Consider the following 15,877-nt stretch of genomic DNA (forward strand, 5'->3'; position numbering starts at 1 on the left):
CATTAGGCCAATTGATTATACCTTCTGCACAGATAGGCTGACCTTATCATGGTTCTAACCCTCAAGCAGATGCGCTACGCGGTCGCCGTTGCCGATGCCGGCCATTTCGGCCGCGCCGCCCGCGCCTGCAACATCAGCCAGCCGGCCCTGAGCCAGCAGGTCCAGGCCATCGAGGACCTCTGCGGCACCCCACTTTTCGACCGCCTGAAATCCGGCGTCAGGCCAACGCCCTTCGGCGCCGAATTCCTCCAGCGCGCGCGCCAGGTCCTCGACAGCGCCGACGCCCTCACCGCCTTCACGCTCGGCCAGGCGGGCCTGCCGGATCGCCCCATCCGCTTCGGCCTCATTCCCACCGTCGCGCCCTACCTCCTGCCCGACATCTTCCCCGCCCTGACGCGCGAGTTGCCCGAACTCAAGCTCACCATCAGCGAGAGCCGCACCGACGCCTTGATCGCCGGCTTAGTCGAAGGCAGCCTCGACCTCGCCCTCATCGGCACCGACGCACCCGACCACGGCGTCCGGCTGGTGAGCCGCACGCTCTTTGACGATCCATTTGTGCTGGCGACCAGCCGCGACGAGAACACCTCGGCGCCGGTTTCCCTGTCGAGCCTCGCTCCCGAACGCATCCTGCTGCTCGACGAGGGCCACTGCTTCCGCGACCAGACCCTGGCCGCCTGCCGGCTAGGCAGCGACGCCGGCGCCAGCACCTTTGCCGCCACCTCGCTCTCGACAATTGTGGAATTCGTCGCCAACGGCCAGGGCGTGACCCTGCTGCCGCGCATCGCTTTGCGCAAGGAAGCCACCGACCCGCGCATCCGCATCCACGACCTGTCCGCCCCCGGCGCCGGCAGGCGCCTGTCGTTAGTATGGCGCGAGGCCACGCCCTTCGGCGCCGTGTTCGACCGGATCGCCGAGGTTATCCGCGCAACCCGCCCCTAGGCGGCAGCCACCCGCCGGCGCCCGCGAAAACTGTCATAGCTGAACACCATGAGCGACACCCAGATCAGGGCGAAGCTTACGAGCCGCAGAGCGTTCAGATGCTCGCCAAACAGGAAAATGGCGACCAGGAACTGCAGCGAAGGCGCGATATACTGGAACATGCCGATCGTGGTCAGCCGCAGCCGCCGCACCGCCAGCGCAAACAGCAGCAGCGGAATGGCTGTCGCCGGCCCGGTCAGCACCAGCCACATCATCAGGTACGGATCGGCATGCACCCCCGGTCCGACGGTGAGGAAACTATAGATCACATAGGCCAGCGCCGCCGGGACCAGCATCGCCGTTTCGGCAAAGAGGCCCGTCGCGGGTCCCAGTTGCGCCGTCTTGCGGAAATAGCCATAGAACCCAAAAGACAGCGCCAGCCCCAGCGCCACGAACGGGATCTTGCCCAGGCCAACCGCCTGTATGGCAATCGCCACGACGGCGATCAGGATGGAAATCGTCTGTAGCCGGTTCTGCCGCTCCCCCAAGAGGATCATGCCCATTAGGACATTGACCAGTGGATTGATGAAGTAGCCAAAGCTTGCCTCCAGCACCTGCCCCGTTTCCACCGCCCAGACATAAAGCAGCCAATTGCCCGCCAGGAGCACGGCTGACAGCAATGTCCCCAGCGCGCGCTTGCGGTCGGCAAACAGCGCCCGCACTTCACCGAAGCCGCCGGTGAACAGGAGGATGCCGGCCAGCAGCACCAGTGACCAGATGGTGCGCTCGGCCACGATCAACACCGATCCTGCCGCCTCGACCTGCCGGAACAGGAGTGGCAGGAAGCCCCAGAGCGTATAGGCTGCGAGCGCCGCCAGCACGCCGTTGCGCTTTTCGGTTCCGCCCTTCGCCGGTGAAACGTCAACAGGCGTAAGCGCTTCGGGTGCAGATTCAGGAAGGGACATGACGGGCTCCGCGCCCGCTCTTGAGCGCATCGCTTTCACTTACCAGCGCCCGCGGCACGGGGCCAATCAGAGTTTGTGATCGGCAAAGCCGGTAAAGCTGATGGCTCGTGCCAACCTTTTGGGAATCGATGCGTTGACGGGTTGGCGCCTTCGCGCGCCCGGATCACTACCAGCAGGAGTTTGACCATGAAGAAGACCGTCACCTGGGTACTTATCGCCGACGGCGCGCAGGCGCGCGTCCTCGAAAATACCGGCCCGGGCAAGGGACTGAAGCAGGTTGAAGGCCTCGATTGGTCCATGGAGACCTTGCAGGCACGCGATCTGGTCACCGACCGCCCTGGCACCAGGGGCGGTGGCGGCAGCCCCAATCGTGGCGGCACCGTTCCTCGCACCGACCCGGTGGAATACCGGGAAACCGAATTCGTTAAATCCGTTGCTGCCGAGCTTGATCGTCACCAGCAAAGGGGCGACTTCGACCGCCTGGTTATCGCCGCTGCACCCGTTGCGCTGGGCGACCTGCGCAAGGCCATCTCCCCTGCCGTGCAGAAAACCATCCTGGCCGAGCTCAACAAAGACCTGACCAACATCCCCACCGCGCAGCTCGATCAGCATCTCGACGGTATTCTAGCTGCTTAATCAGGCACTTAGCTTCGGGAGTCGACTCAATTCGTCACCGTATTGAATCGGCTCCTCAACGGCTTCACTCTTCGCTTGAATAGCTCTCGTCATCCTCATCCTCGACGTCACCATCGATGGCGTCGAGGAACTCGATCAGCATGGAATTGACGAGCTCAGGCTTTTCGATGCTGGGGATATGCGCCACCCCTTCCAGCACCGCCGCAAAGGCATTCGGCATCTCCTCCGACAGGGTCTCGTGCCGCTCGATCAGCGCGGTGAAATCCTCGTCACCCACCAGCAGCAGGGTCGGCGCACCAACTTCGCCGACGCGCGGCCAGGCCGGCTGCGGTTGCTCACCCATCGTCAGCTCGGGCTTGCCCAGCGCGATGGCATTCATGTCCAAAAACAGCTCGCGAACCGCACCGCCCACCCGGCCGCTTTGCGCCCGCGGCCCATCCAGCCATTCATGCGCCTGCACGCGGTTGAGCATGTCGCGGTCGCCGCGCTCCCACGCATCCTCCTCGGCAGCCTCCAGCATTTCTTCGGCCTGCGTGGCGCTCCAAGGCGCCGCGGTGACGGAAGTCCCGATCAGCACCAGGCCAATGACCCGCCCCGGATGCCGCAGCGCGAAGTCCAGCGCCAGCCCGCCGCCCAGCGAGCAGCCGACCAGCACCGCGGCATGGATGTCATGCGCCGCCAGCACCGCCTCAAGGTCATCCAAATGGCTGAACACCTCGTCGGGGCTCTCGGTCTCGCCATAGCCGCGCCGATCATAGGCGATGGCCTGCCAGCCCTCCTCCGCCACCGCCCGCATCTGGCTTTCCCACATCCGCTTGTCGCAGACGCCGGCGTGGAGGAACACCACCGGCAGCCCCTCGCCGAGCACGCGTCCCGCCAGGTGCGCGCCGCCAACGCCAACAGTGAACGCCTCGCCTACCATGCGCAGATTTCCGTATCAGTGTCGGCGCTGACCCAGCAGGCCGGGTCCTTGCCCGACCGCTCATAGTTGCCCGGCAACCAGACCATACGACCGCCCGGCTCGAAGACTGCCCCGGCCGTTGCGGTACCATCCTCGATCAGGAGCTGGAAACTCGGCTTGCCCGGCGCGGAGATTTCGAAACTCCCGCTCTTGTCCAGGGTTTCGAACTGGCACGGATATTCACCATCATCGGTGCTAAAGCACCGCGCATCCTTGGCCAATGCGGGCCCCGCAAGCGTCACCAGCAGCGCACCGGCGCCGACAAGCGTCCAAACCTTCATGACGTCACTCCTCCGCCTGCTCCACCATGGCGCAGAACCGGAACTCGTCGTCCCGCGCCCAGCATCCAGGCTTCCCTTCTACGGGTACCAACTGCCCTACTTCCTCCGGCCGCTTTCCCGGCGAAGCATCCATGTCGATGAGGTACCCGGTTCCACCCGCCCCATCTTCGTCCAAGGCAAAGGCAAAAATGCGCCCATCCGGCAGGGAAAACGTCAGCCCATCGCCATCCACGGCAACGTCACAGGAAAAACTGCCAAGGTCGGAAATGGTGCACTGGCCAGGGGCTGCTGCAGCAACGGCGATGCCAATCGCCAATGCGGCAGCCATCGCAGCCGCCGCCCAACTTATTCGCGTCAAGTCTCGCTCCCACAGCATACATCGCTTCAATGCCGCCCAATGTTCTTAGCGCGGCTAGGGCGGTATGTCGCGAGCTTTTGGAGCAGCGTCTGCTTCAAAGAACAAGGGCGCCACCGTTGACCGGCAGCGCCCTGAATCATCACCGCGTCAGCGGCTTGTACGTCGCCCGCTTCGGGTTCACTGCGTCGGCGCCGAGCCGGCGGACCTTGTCGGCTTCATAGTCGGCGAAGTTGCCTTCGAACCATTCCACATGGCTGTTGCCCTCGAAGGCCAGCATGTGCGTCGCCAGGCGATCAAGGAACATGCGATCGTGGCTGATGATCACGGCGCAGCCGGCAAACTCCTCCAGCGCCTCTTCAAGCGCTGCCAGGGTTTCGGTGTCGAGGTCGTTGGTCGGTTCGTCGAGCAGCAGCACATTGGCGCCGCTCTTGAGCATCTTGGCCAGATGAACGCGGTTGCGCTGCCCGCCCGAGAGGTTCCCGACCTTCTGCTGCTGGTCGCCGCCCTTGAAGTTGAACGAGGACGTATAGGCACGCGAATTGACCTCGCGCTTGCCCAGCATCAGCACTTCGTCGCCTTCCGAGATCTCTTCCCACACGGTCTTGTTGGGGTTCAGCGTGTCGCGGCTCTGGTCGACATAGCCGAGGTTGACGTTTTCGGCGACCGTTACCGTGCCAGCATCAGGCTTTTCTTGGCCGGTAAGCATGCGGAACAGCGTCGTCTTGCCCGCGCCGTTTGGCCCGATCACGCCCACGATGCCGCCCGGGGGCAGCTTGAAGGTGAGATTGTCGATCAGGAGCCGATCGCCATAGCTCTTGGAGAGCCCCTCGATGTCGATCACATTGTGGCCCAGGCGCTCGCCGGGCGGAATGATGATCTGTGCCGTCGAAGACTGCGTGCGCGCCTCGTTGATCTTGACCAGTTCGTCATAGGCCTTGATGCGCGCCTTGCTCTTGCTCTGGCGGGCCTGCGGCGACTGGCCCATCCATTCGCGCTCGCGCTCCAGCACCTTGGCACGAGCGGCATCTTCGCTCTTTTCCTGGGCGAAGCGCTTGGCTTTGGCTTCGAGATAGGCCGAGTAATTGCCCTCGTACGGCACGCCGCGGCCGCGATCGAGTTCGAGAATCCAGCCGGTGACATTGTCGAGGAAGTAGCGGTCGTGGGTGATGATCAGCACCGCGCCCTCGAACTCGCGCAGGTGCCGTTCCAGCCATGCCGTGGTCTCGGCATCGAGGTGGTTGGTCGGTTCGTCGAGGAGCAGCAGGTCGGGCTTGCTGAGGAGCAGCGCGCAGAGCGCCACGCGGCGGCGTTCGCCACCCGAAAGCTTGGTCACGTCGGCATCGCCCGGCGGGCAGCCCAGCGCTTCCATGGCCACTTCCACCTGCGACTCGAGGTCCCACAGGTTCTGTGCGTCGATGATGTCCTGGAGCTTGGTCGCCTCGTCGGCCGTCTCGTCGGAATAGTTCATCATCAACTCGTTGTAACGGTCGACAATGTCCTTCTTTTCCTTGACGCCGGTCATGACGTTGCCGAGCACATTGAGCTGCGGATCGAGCTCGGGCTCCTGCGCCAGGTAGCCGATCTTGGCGCCATCGGCCGCCCAGGCTTCGCCAGTGAACTCGGTGTCGATGCCCGCCATGATCTTGAGCAGGGTCGACTTGCCCGAGCCGTTCGGGCCCAGGATGCCGATCTTGGCGTCCGGGTAGAAGGAGAGATGGATGTTGTCCAACACCTTCTTGCCGCCGGCATAGGACTTGGACATTCCGTGCATGTGGTAGATGAACTGGCGAGCCATCGGCTAGCGGACCTCTTGGGCGTTTCAGGAATTGGCCGCCTATGTAGGCCAAGCGCGCGAAGGGGGCAACCGGGCCGCTGTGGTCCGAATTACGCCCCAATGAGCCGCGATTGCTGTCGCGCCATCCCCATGCCAAGGCTATGGCTCTGTCCTGCCAGCTGTTTCGGAGTTCTTCATGCTAACCAGAACCGCGCTGTCCCTCGCTCTGGGCGCCCTGATGTCGCTGAGCGCCTGGGCCCAGGAGGCAGTGCCCGCGCCCGAAGTGGCCAACTTCACCCTCGATAATGGCCTCGAGGTCGTGGTCATCCCCGATCGGCGCGCGCCCATCGTCACCCACATGGTCTGGTACAAGATCGGCAGTGCCGACGAGCCGGCAGGCAAGTCGGGCATTGCCCACTTCCTCGAACACCTGATGTTCAAGGGCACCGAGAAGCACCCCGCCGGCGAGATGGACAGCGTCATCGCCGAGATCGGCGGCTATACCAATGCCTTCACCAGCAAGGATGTGACCGTCTACCACCAGACGGTGCCGCCCGATTACCTCGACGAGATGATGGATTTCGAGGCCGACCGCATGCGTGGCCTGGTGCTGCCGGAAGAGGTCATCGCCGCCGAGCGCGACGTGATCCTCGAGGAACGCAACCAGCGCATCGAAGGCAGCCCCCAAGCGCTCCTGGGCGAGGAAACGGCCGCCACGCTCTACCAGAACCACCCCTATCGCATCCCCACCATCGGCTGGATGCACGAAATGGAGCAGCTCAGCCGCGAGGACGCGCTCGATTTCTACCACCGCTTTTATGCGCCCAACAACGCCGTGCTGGTCGTCGCCGGTGATGTCGAGCCGGAAGCGGTGCGCAAACTCGCCGAGGAGACCTATGGCAAGGTCGAACGCGGCCCAGACCTGCCGCCGCGTGTCCGTCCCGCTGAGCCGCGCTACGACACGGCCCGCACCGTGACCTTGAGCGACCCGCGCGTCGGCGTCCCCAGCTTCAGCACCGCCTGGGTCACCCCCAGCTACCGCATGGCCGAGCCGGGCGAAGCCGAGGCGCTCGATCTCCTGGCCGAAATTCTCGGCGGCGGCTCGCGCAGCCGCTTCTATCAGGAGATCGTGGTCAAGACCGGCATCGCCTCGGGCGTCGGCGCCAGCTACGATGGCGGCGCCTATGATCCAGGCAGTTTCACCCTTTATGGCATGCCCCAGGGCGAACGGACGCTGGAGGAAGTGCAGGAAGCTGTCTCCAGGGAAGTCACCCGCCTGATCGAGGACGGCGTCACCGCCGAGGAACTCGACGCCGCCAAGATGCGCTTCGTGCGCGGGCTGATCTTTGCCCGCGATGAACAATCCAACATGGCCAATATCTATGGCAGCCGCCTCGCCAATGGCGGCACCGTAGCGGACATCAGCGAATGGCCCGATCGTATCCGGGCTGTTACGCCCGAACAGGTCCAGGCCGTCGCCGCCAAATATCTCGACCCCAAGATCGCCGTTACCGGCTACCTGCTGCCCAGCGAAAACGGAGCCCAGTAAGACCCATGTTCGTCCCTTCCTTGCTCCGCCGCAGCCTCGCCGCCCTGGCAGCCCCCGCCCTTGTGCTTCTCTCTAGCCTCCCCGCACTCGCCGAGGTCGAGTTCCAGCAGGTTACCTCGCCCCAGGGCATCGAGGCCTGGCTCGTGGAAGACTACGCCGTGCCAATCATTACCGTCCGCTTCGCCTTCGAGGGCGGCAGCTCGCAGGACCCGGCGGGCAAGGAGGGGCTGGCCAACCTCATCACCGCCCTCTTTGACGAAGGCGCCGGCGACCTCGACAGCGACGCCTTTCAGATCGCGCTGGACGCGGCCGGGGCCGAGATGAACTTCGATGCCAGCCAGGATGCCATCTACGGCTCCATGCGGCTCCTAGCCGACCAGCGCGAAGAGGCCTTCGGCCTGCTCAAGCTCGCCCTCGAAGAACCGCGTTTCGACCAGAATCCAATCGACCGCATGCGCGCCCAGATCCTGAGCGGCATCGCCATCGACGCCCAGGACCCCACCACCGCCGCCCAGAAGCTCTGGCGCGAAACGCTATACGGCAGCCATCCCTATGCCCGTGAGTTGGAGGGCACGCCCGAAACCCTCAACACCATCACCGCCGACGACCTTCACCAGTTCCACCAGAAGCAGTTCGCCCGCGACAACCTGCATGTCGCGATCGTCGGTGCCATCGACGCCGAGACCGCTGCCGAAACACTCGACCTCCTCTTCGGCGCCCTGCCCGAGGCGCCCGAACTGACGCCCGTGGCAGACATCCAGCCCACCCTGGGCAAGGACGTCGCCGTCGACTACCCCCTGCCCCAGACCAGCATCTTCATGGCCTATCCGGGCGTCGAGCACGACGCCCCCGATTATTTTGCCGCCACCATCATGACCGAAATCCTGGGCGGCAGCAGCGACCTGTCGCGGCTCAACGACGAGGTGCGCGAAAAGCGCGGCCTGACCTATGGCGTCCGCGCGTCGCTGTTCAACCAGCAGCACGCCAACGGGCTGGTTCTCAGCACCTCGACCCGCGCCGATCGCGCCAGCGAGACGCTGGGCGTCATCGAAGATGTGGTCGCCCGCCTCGCTGCCCAAGGTCCCACCGAAGCCGAGCTGGCATCGGCCAAGAAGTACCTCATCGGCTCGGCAACGCTGGAAGAGCTCCGCTCCTCGAGCGCCATCGCCGGCACGCTGATCGGGCTCCAGATGTGGGATCTGGGCATCGACTACCTGCCCCGTCGTACCGAGCTCATCAACGCGGTAACCGTCGATGAGGTCAAGGCCGTCGCCACCAAGCTCCTCGGCACCGAGCCGACCACGCTCCTGCTGGGTCCCCAGGCGACCGAGGAACAACCATGAGCTTCCGCTTCCCGCGCCGCGGCCGCTCCCTGGCCCCAGGCCAGCGCGCCGAACTGACGCTGATCGACCTCGACGGTCGGTCCGAAGTCATCTTCACCGCCGACGAAGTCATCGAGGCACCCAACTGGTCGCCCGATAGAGAGACCCTCGTCTTCAACAGCGGCGGCCGTCTGTTCCGCATCGCGGTGACCGGCGGTACACCGGAGCCGATCGACACCGGCACCCTTGCCGATCTCAACAACGACCATGTGCTGTCGCCGGACGGCTCGACCATCTATGTCAGCTCCGACGATGGCCACCTCTACGCCGTACCCTTCGCCGGCGGCACGCCCCGCCGCGTCTCCAACACACACGCGACCCCATTCCACTACTATCTGCACGGCATCTCACCCGACGGCGAGACGCTGACCTATGTGGCTATCGAGCAGCCCTCGGGCCAACGGCGCGTCAACGTCTTCACAATCCCCGCCCGGGGCGGCCCCGACCGGCGGCTGACCGATCTCGACGTGCCCAATGACGGGCCGGAATTCTCCCCCGACGGCCGCTGGATCTATTTCAACTCCGAACTGGCAGCGAGCCAAGCTGGCCATGCACAGATCTTCCGCATGCACGCCGACCACGGCAGCGCCCTCGAGCAGCTGACCTTCGACAGCTTCGTCAACTGGTTCCCCCACCTCTCGCCGGACGGCAAGCATGTCTCGGTGCTGAGCTACCCGCCCGGCACCACCGGCCACCCGCCCGACAAGGATGTCCAGCTCCGCCTGATGGCGCCCGATGGCGGCGATCTTCGCGTTCTCGCCAGCTTCTTTGGCGGCCAGGGCACCATCAACGTCAACTCCTGGTCGCCCGACAGCCGGCGCCTCGCCTACGTCGCCTATCCTTTGTGCTGAGGCCGTTGGGGGAACGGCGAGCACCATTGCCCGTTGTTTTCAAACCCGCAATCGAGGACAAGCCCATGCACCGTCTGACCCTGAGCGCCGCCGCCAGCCTTGCCCTCGTACTTCCCGCGTTGGCGCAGGACCCCGGCACCGCCATGGCCACCTTCATCGATCGCGACGGTCTTGAAGTAGGCTCTGTAATCCTTGCGCAGGGCCGCGACGCTATCACCATCGTCGGCGACCTGACCGGCCTCACGCCGGGAGAACACGGCTTCCATTTCCACGAGACCGGCGATTGCGACGGCACCACCGGCTTTGAATCCGCTGGCAGCCACGTCAATCCCGATAGCCATCAGCATGGCCTGGAAAACCCCGAAGGTCCCCACTCTGGCGATCTCCCCAACGTGATCGCAGGCCAAGACGGCACGGCCGCCGTCAACGTCACCTCCGCCACCATTTCGCTTGATGCGGCGGATCCCGCCTATGTCTTCGACGCCGACGGCACGGCACTCGTGGTCCACGCCGCAGCCGACGATCAAGTGACCGATCCATCCGGCAATTCCGGAGACCGCGTCGCCTGCGCGGTGATAGAGGCCAACACGGCGCCCTAAGCGCCGCACCCACCTCCGGCTTGAACAGGCATGTGGACATGCCCATCTTGTCCACACTGATCCGCTTGACCGCGGCGCGGCGGGCGGGCAGGTTGGGCGCATTCCCCTTAAAGACTTAGTCGTGAAGCGCATGCCGAACGGGTTTGGCTGGGGATAAGCCTATTAAGAGCATCGGAAAACGATGCGACCGCAAAGACCGAGAGCCAGCGACGGGGTCGCCATGGCTCTCTCGTGCCGATTGGAGGCGACGAATGGACAAGATCCCGATGACGATCGGAGGCCACAAGGCCCTGACCGAAGAATTTGAGCACCGCACCGCCAACGAGCGCCGTCGCATCATCGACGCGATCGCCGAGGCCCGCGCTCATGGGGACCTGTCCGAGAACGCCGAGTATTCGGCGGCCAAGGAGCAGCAGAGCCTCAACGAAGGCCGCATCAAGGAACTTGAGACCATCCTCGCGCTTGCTGACATCATAGATGTCAGCAAGCTGGGCGGCTCCACCGTCAAGTTCGGCGCCACCGTCACCTATATTGACGAAGACACCGAGGAAGAAAAAACCTACCAGGTGGTCGGCGACCCCGAGGCCGACGCCTCTGCCGGCCGCATCTCGATCTCCTCGCCGATCGCCCGCGCCATGATCGGCAAGGAAGAAGGCGATTCGTTCGAAGTGTCCGCTCCGGGCGGCGCTAAGAGCTACGAGATCATCAAGATCCGCTACATCTAGGCCCCTTTCGAGCGGCCGCGGCCGGATCGCTGTGGCATTTGCGCCTGATCCACAGGGCAAGCGCCACAAAAACACACTTTGCCTTGAAAGAGCACTCCTTCGCCCCTTAACTAGGGGCCGAAGGACACTCGCATCTATTGGAGAGCGTCGCGATGCACGCGAAAGTCATCATCATCGGTTCAGGCCCTGCCGGCTACACCGCAGCGATCTATGCGGCCCGCGCCATGCTCGAACCGGTCATGATCCAGGGCCTGCAGCCCGGCGGCCAGCTCACCATCACTACCGATGTCGAGAACTATCCCGGCTTTGCCGACGTCATCCAGGGGCCATGGCTGATGGACCAGATGAAGGCGCAGGCCGAACATGTCGGCACCAAGATCGTCAACGACCTCATCGTCAATGTCGATTTCGACCGGCGCCCCTTCGTGCTGACTGGCGACAGCGGCGATGTGTACACCGCCGACTCGCTCATCATCGCGACCGGTGCCCAGGCCAAGTGGCTCGGCCTGCCGTCGGAGCAGAAGTTCCAGGGCTTCGGCGTCTCCGCCTGCGCCACGTGCGACGGCTTCTTCTATCGCAACAAGGAAGTTCTGGTGGTCGGCGGCGGCAACACCGCTGTCGAAGAGGCTCTGTTCCTCACCAACTTTGCATCCAAGGTCATCCTGGTGCATCGCCGCAACGAGTTCCGCGCCGAGCGCATCCTCCAGGAACGCCTGTTCAAAAACCCCAAGATCGAAGTGCGCTGGAACCACGAGATCGCCGATATCGGCGGCTCGGCCATGCCGCCTTCGGTCAATTCGGTGACGCTGCGCGACCTTGCCAGCAACCGCACCTATGAGCAGCCCATCGACGGCATCTTCATCGCCATCGGCCACGCGCCGTCCACCTCGATATTTGCCGGCAAGCTCGACATGAAGCCCGGCGGCTATTTAAAGGTGAAGCCCGGCACCACCGAAACCAACATCCCTGGCGTCTTTGCGGCCGGCGACGTTACCGACGACGTTTACCGTCAGGCAATCACGGCAGCAGGCATGGGTTGCATGGCAGCCCTTGAAGCGGAACGCTTCCTCGCAGAACACGAACTCGCCGAAGCGGCGGAGTAGGCCACACCCAACCAAAGGCGTCACAAGAAATGCTCGACTGGGACAAACTCCGGATATTCCACACCGCCGCCGAGTCGGGCAGTTTCACCCATGCCGCCGAAAAACTCGGCATGTCGCAGTCTGCGGTATCGCGACAGATCTCCGCCCTTGAAGACGACCTGGGTCTCAAGCTCTTTATCCGCCACGCCCGTGGCCTGGTCCTCACCGAAGTGGGTGAGCAGCTCTTCCGCACCGCCCACCGGATGCATTGGGAACTGCAGCAGGTCGAGACGCAGATGTCAGAGTCCCAGGACGTTCCGACGGGTCCGCTGATCGTCACCACCACCGTGGGCATTGGTTCCGCCTGGCTATCGTCGCGCCTGGCCGAATTCATCAAGCTTTACCCGCTGATCCAGCTTGAAATCCGCCTCAACGATGCTGAGCTCGACCTCGCCATGCGCGAAGCCGACGTGGCCATCCGCCTCCATCGGCCTAACCAGTCCGAAATGATCCAGCGCAAGCTGTTCACGGTGCACAACCATTTCTATGCGTCGAACACCTATATCGACGAGTTCGGCATGCCCAACAGCTCCGATCAGCTGGAGGACCACCGCATCATCAGCTTCGGCGAACCGGTGCCGTCCTACCTGGGCGACATCAACTACCTCGAGCGCATGGGCCGTTCGGATTCGAGCCCGCGCCGCGCCGTGCTCAAGGTCAACTCGATCTACGGCATGCTCCAGGCCTGCCGCGCCGGCGTTGGCATCGCCATGCTGCCCGACTACGTGACCGAGAACGAGCAAAGCCTGGTCTCGGTCCTGCCCGAAATCGAGCTCCCCGCCTACGAAGCCTATTTCGTCTACCCGCCCGCCCTCAAGAACTCCAAACGCGTCGGCGTCTTCCGCGACTTCCTCGTCGCCAAAGCTCGGGAATGGAGCTTCTGAGCGGCCGCTACGCGGCAAAAACGCGCCAGTGGCGCGTTTTTAGCTCAGAAGGCTATGAGACCTACGGTCGAATGGCGGTCAGCCGTGAAAATCGCTCCGGTGGAGCGATTTTAGGCTAGAAGGCCATGAGACCTATGGTCGAATGGCGGTGGAGCGGCCGCCCACGCGGAAGCATCCACTAAGCTCGCGCCTCCTGCGCCTCTCTCCGCCATAAGCGAAGGGACCGAGGATGAGACCGCACTGCGAGTTATTGACCCCCCTAACCCTCCCCCTCAGCAGGGAGGGAGCCGGACTTCAGCGCTCGGGCCGACCAGGCATAACAAACTGTCGGTGACTCCTCTCTGCCGTCCAGTCAGCATCCTCGAACCCCTCCGCTCCTGCGCCTCCCTCCCCCTTGCGGGGAGGGACCGAGGGTGGGGGTCCCTCAGCGAACCACCGCGCCCTCTAAGCCTCGGCGGCATACGCCTTCGACTCTCCGAGACGTCGTCTACTTCACCCCCGAATCCCTCTCCCGCACATGACGTTTTTATGAGCTTCCTGCATGCATTGACTGCATAGCTTTCATGCCGCTTGCCCGATTGTTGAGCAGAAGCTCACCCCCTATATGCCTCCTCACACAGCGGGTGCTTCTCCTCCTCCCTTGCGCCCGTTGCGTTCCCTCCTTGTGAGACTTTGTCTCGCAACTTTATGGCTCCGCTCTCCCCTCGAGCGGGGCCATATTTTTTGCCCTGTGAGCTTTGCGTTTTTGCATGGCTGACATGTTCAACCCTCTATTGTCTATCTGATCAGTAGAGTTCATATGTGGGTGGTCGCTGAGACGCGCTCCGTATCCTCCTCCCTCGGACCCCGTATCGCGACACTGAACCGAGATCGTATCCTCCTCCCTCGATCAAGGTTCATTGGCAGAGTGCATATCCTCCTCCCTTGCTCTCTGCCCCACTTTCGATTTGGCTTCGGCCCAGTCATGAGCCCCGTCTTCGGACGGGGCTTTTTTTTGCTTCGCGCTGCCGCAGGCAACCAGCCATACGCTCGCGCGTTGTTCGCCCAGGCCTAACGAGCCCAGGTTGACAGATTGTCGCTGTGCAGAATGCATGGCAGTCATGTTGACCTATGCATTGCTGACCAAACGGTCAAAATCTATATTGTTCGTGTCGCTGGTGAAGCCGCTCCGTATCCTCCTCCCTCGGACCCGCTTCTTGCGACACCGGATCGAAGCCGTATCCTCCTCCCTCGGCTTGGGTCCACCCGGTTCGGCGCATATCCTCCTCCCTTGCGCTGGACCAAAACTTTCGATTTGGCTTCGGCCCTATCATAAGGCTCCAACTTCGGTTGGAGCCTCTTTTTTTGGTCTGCAGGATTTTGCATGGCAGACCTTCAGAATCGGCGTTTGTCTCCTCTTCTGGCCAGTCCGATAGTGGCGCCGCAAGATCGGCGGCAATCGTGGGCCGCCTCTCCAAGGTCTTAGCTCGTGCTGTTGACCTCCAGGCCCTGCCCTCCCCTCGGGCGGGGCCTTTCTTTTAAGCCATTTCTGCCCGGCAAGAACTGCCGCCACGCATAGCCTGCCAAACCAGCACACTGACACTCAACAATTTTCTCCGGCACGGCGCTTGCAACCATGTCCCTATACGAGCCGGGGAGCGTCCAATGGTTGCCGTCAACAGCACCTATTCCACCAACACCTACTACAAGGCAGCAGCCGCTGCGGCCTCGGCGCCAGGCGCCGCTGCTACCACTCCCGCGGCGCAGGCCGGAACGGCGCAGAAGGCTGCCGCGACCGTCACCCTGTCAGATGAAGCCAAAGCCGCCCTCGCCGCCAAAGATTTCGCCCAGGTGCTCGCCGATGCCCGCACCAAGCTGGTTGCGCTACTGAAAGATGCTGGCCGCACCAGTCCCCTGGAAGGCGAACAACTGGCGCTGGATCTGTCGAGCCTCGACCCGCGGGAGCTCTTTGCCATGGCGAGCGACGACAGTTTCAGCGAAGACGAACGCGCTGCCGCCGGCATCGAAATGCAGCGCCGCTTCGAGGCGGCCCTGGCAGGTCCCGCCGCCCTTGCCAAGGTCACCGGCAGCTTCACCGGCCTCTACAAGGCCGCCGCAGAATATCTCGACAGCCTCGGCCCCGAGGAGAAAGCCGGCGCCGACTGGATCGCGGGCCGTGCCGCCGTCACCGAGGGTCAAAAGCAGCTGCAGGCCGACAGCAAGACCTTGCCCGATGCCGGCGAGGACGACCCCGTGGCGCTCTACCTGGCTTTGGTGGAGGCCGGCGAGCAGATCAAGCCGCGGCCCATTGCCGACGTCGCCACCACAGCCCGTAAGACCCTCGACGCGCTCTATGCCGAGGCCAATGCCGCCGGCAAGGTGCCGACCTTCAACAAAACCACCACCATCGGCACCTATATCGACATGTCCAAGTTCGACAGCCGCTCGCTTTCGGCCATCGTGCTCGACAAGACCGGCAAGTTCAGCGCCGACGAAGTCTCGGCCGCCCAGTCCGCCATGCGCGGCAAGAGCGGCGCCGCCCTGGTCGCCGGTTTCCAGAACGCGGCCAAGTCCAGCGACCCCACCGCCTTCAGCCAGAACATCATGTCCCTCTTCGGCGCCATGAGTCCCGAGGAACGCCAAGCTGCCGGCTGGAGCGAAGCCTTCTACCAGGCCGCCGTCGACAGCTACACCACCACCAGCAAACTCACGCAAATGTTCGCCCAGGCCGGCGGCGACTCCACCGGCTTCATGGCATGGATGGGCAAGTAGCCACCTCCACCGGCCGTCACCCTCGGGCTCGACCCGAGGGCCCTACACTTACGATGCGACGACTAAACACAGCCCCCTAGGCTCAACCCCGAGGGTGACGC

General features: G+C 63.7%; 15 protein-coding genes. 10 read left to right on the forward strand and 5 right to left on the reverse strand.

The annotated features are described in order from the left end of the window. Positions 1 to 48: 48 nt before the first annotated feature. On the forward strand, positions 49 to 939 hold the full coding sequence (locus tag VIL88_RS00650) for a hydrogen peroxide-inducible genes activator (protein WP_331984876.1): 891 nt from the start codon (positions 49 to 51) through the stop codon (positions 937 to 939). Here the strand turns inward: VIL88_RS00650 and rarD are convergent. Beyond that, complete coding sequence (rarD, locus tag VIL88_RS00655) at positions 936 to 1,883, reverse strand: EamA family transporter RarD (RefSeq protein WP_331984878.1); 948 nt, start codon at positions 1,881 to 1,883, stop codon at positions 936 to 938. The genes VIL88_RS00650 and rarD overlap by 4 nt on opposite strands. Positions 1,884 to 2,069: 186 nt before the next feature. Here rarD and VIL88_RS00660 point away from each other — a divergent pair, with 186 nt between their 5' ends. Then, on the forward strand, positions 2,070 to 2,519 hold the full coding sequence (locus VIL88_RS00660) for a host attachment protein (protein WP_331984880.1): 450 nt from the start codon (positions 2,070 to 2,072) through the stop codon (positions 2,517 to 2,519). 64 nt (positions 2,520 to 2,583) lie between these two features. On the opposite strand, the gene VIL88_RS00665 is transcribed toward VIL88_RS00660, so the two are convergent. From VIL88_RS00665 to ettA, 4 genes are all read right to left on the reverse strand, one after another. Beyond that, on the reverse strand, positions 2,584 to 3,441 hold the full coding sequence (locus VIL88_RS00665) for an alpha/beta hydrolase (protein ID WP_331984882.1): 858 nt from the start codon (positions 3,439 to 3,441) through the stop codon (positions 2,584 to 2,586). Then, entirely contained in the window at positions 3,435 to 3,761 is a 327-nt protein-coding gene (locus tag VIL88_RS00670) for a hypothetical protein (RefSeq protein WP_331984884.1), read from the reverse strand. Before VIL88_RS00670 ends, VIL88_RS00665 begins: the two co-directional genes overlap by 7 nt. A gap of 4 nt (positions 3,762 to 3,765) precedes the next feature. Then, positions 3,766 to 4,119 (reverse strand): hypothetical protein, encoded by a 354-nt coding sequence (locus VIL88_RS00675; protein WP_331984886.1) that lies wholly within the window; start codon positions 4,117 to 4,119, stop codon positions 3,766 to 3,768. A 139-nt stretch (positions 4,120 to 4,258) separates the two neighbouring features. Beyond that, positions 4,259 to 5,914 (reverse strand): energy-dependent translational throttle protein EttA, encoded by a 1,656-nt coding sequence (ettA, locus tag VIL88_RS00680; RefSeq protein ID WP_331984888.1) that lies wholly within the window; start codon positions 5,912 to 5,914, stop codon positions 4,259 to 4,261. Positions 5,915 to 6,089: 175 nt separating this feature from the next. On the opposite strand from ettA, the gene VIL88_RS00685 reads away from it, so the two are divergent. The 8 genes from VIL88_RS00685 (at position 6,090) to VIL88_RS00720 (ending at position 15,776) form a co-directional block, all read left to right on the forward strand. After that, positions 6,090 to 7,442: a M16 family metallopeptidase gene (locus tag VIL88_RS00685; RefSeq protein ID WP_414650094.1), complete on the forward strand. Its 1,353-nt coding sequence runs from the start codon at positions 6,090 to 6,092 to the stop codon at positions 7,440 to 7,442. A gap of 5 nt (positions 7,443 to 7,447) precedes the next feature. Further along, the gene (locus VIL88_RS00690; RefSeq protein ID WP_331984890.1) at positions 7,448 to 8,785 is read left to right on the forward strand and encodes a pitrilysin family protein; all 1,338 of its coding nucleotides are present in this window, start codon (positions 7,448 to 7,450) and stop codon (positions 8,783 to 8,785) included. Beyond that, positions 8,782 to 9,675, forward strand: a complete 894-nt coding sequence (locus VIL88_RS00695) for a biopolymer transporter Tol (protein ID WP_331984892.1) — start codon at positions 8,782 to 8,784, stop codon at positions 9,673 to 9,675. Before VIL88_RS00690 ends, VIL88_RS00695 begins: the two co-directional genes overlap by 4 nt. A 65-nt stretch (positions 9,676 to 9,740) precedes the next feature. Continuing rightward, positions 9,741 to 10,274 carry a superoxide dismutase family protein gene (locus VIL88_RS00700; RefSeq protein ID WP_331984894.1) on the forward strand — a complete coding sequence of 178 codons (534 nt, stop codon included), beginning with the start codon at positions 9,741 to 9,743 and terminating at the stop codon, positions 10,272 to 10,274. Between the two features lie 251 nt (positions 10,275 to 10,525). Then, complete coding sequence (gene greA / locus VIL88_RS00705) at positions 10,526 to 10,999, forward strand: transcription elongation factor GreA (protein ID WP_331984896.1); 474 nt, start codon at positions 10,526 to 10,528, stop codon at positions 10,997 to 10,999. A 152-nt stretch (positions 11,000 to 11,151) separates the two neighbouring features. Continuing rightward, positions 11,152 to 12,102, forward strand: coding sequence for a thioredoxin-disulfide reductase (gene trxB, locus VIL88_RS00710; protein WP_331984898.1), 951 nt, complete (start codon positions 11,152 to 11,154; stop codon positions 12,100 to 12,102). A 29-nt stretch (positions 12,103 to 12,131) separates the two neighbouring features. Continuing rightward, entirely contained in the window at positions 12,132 to 13,025 is an 894-nt protein-coding gene (locus VIL88_RS00715; RefSeq protein ID WP_331984900.1) for a LysR family transcriptional regulator, read from the forward strand. Positions 13,026 to 14,669: 1,644 nt separating this feature from the next. Next, positions 14,670 to 15,776 carry a hypothetical protein gene (locus tag VIL88_RS00720; RefSeq protein ID WP_331984902.1) on the forward strand — a complete coding sequence of 369 codons (1,107 nt, stop codon included), beginning with the start codon at positions 14,670 to 14,672 and terminating at the stop codon, positions 15,774 to 15,776. The last annotated feature ends 101 nt before the right edge of the window (positions 15,777 to 15,877 follow it).

This window comes from Devosia sp., from assembly GCF_036563435.1.
Taxonomy (GTDB): domain Bacteria; phylum Pseudomonadota; class Alphaproteobacteria; order Rhizobiales; family Devosiaceae; genus Devosia.